Annotated in this window: 1 protein-coding gene; it reads left to right on the top strand. The window is 72.6% G+C overall.

Annotation, left to right across the window (positions count from 1 at the left end; all coding sequences use genetic code 11):
- Positions 1 to 522, top strand: a 522-nt coding sequence (locus DEH69_RS03380) for a polyketide synthase dehydratase domain-containing protein (protein WP_181727235.1), incomplete at both ends; no start/stop codon positions are given.

Raw genomic sequence — 522 nt, 5'->3', positions numbered from 1 at the left:
TCCGCGAGGCGGTCCGCTTCCATGACGCCACCGAGCAGCTGCGGGCCGATGGCGTGGACACGTTCCTTGAGATCGGCCCCGACGGCGTGCTCTCCGCCCTGACCGACGGCGTTCCGCTGCTCCGCTCCGGGCGGCCTGAGGTGGACAACGCCCTTGCCGCCGCCGCCCGTTCCGGCGCCCGCTGGCCCGAGCTCTTGAAGGGCGCGCGGCTGGCCGACATCCCCACCTATGCGTTCCAGCGCGACCGCTACTGGCCGACGGTGACGCCTCACCGCGGTGGCGATGTGACGGCCGTCGGCCTCGCCGCCGCCGACCACCCGCTGCTCGGCGCCGTCGTCGGCCTGGCCGAGAGCGACGCCACGGTGTTCACGGGACGAGTCTCACTCGAGGAGCACCCGTGGCTGGCCGATCACACGATCTCGGGAACGGTTCTGCTGCCCGGCGCGGCGATGGTCGAGCTGGTGCTGCGCGCGGGTGACCAGGTGGGCTGTGAGCTGGTCGAGGAGCTGACCCTTGAAGCGC

It is taken from the genome of Streptomyces sp. PT12 (genome assembly GCF_003311645.1).
In the GTDB taxonomy this organism is placed as follows: domain Bacteria; phylum Actinomycetota; class Actinomycetes; order Streptomycetales; family Streptomycetaceae; genus Streptomyces.
This window is presented reverse-complemented; position numbering and strand designations above follow the sequence as displayed.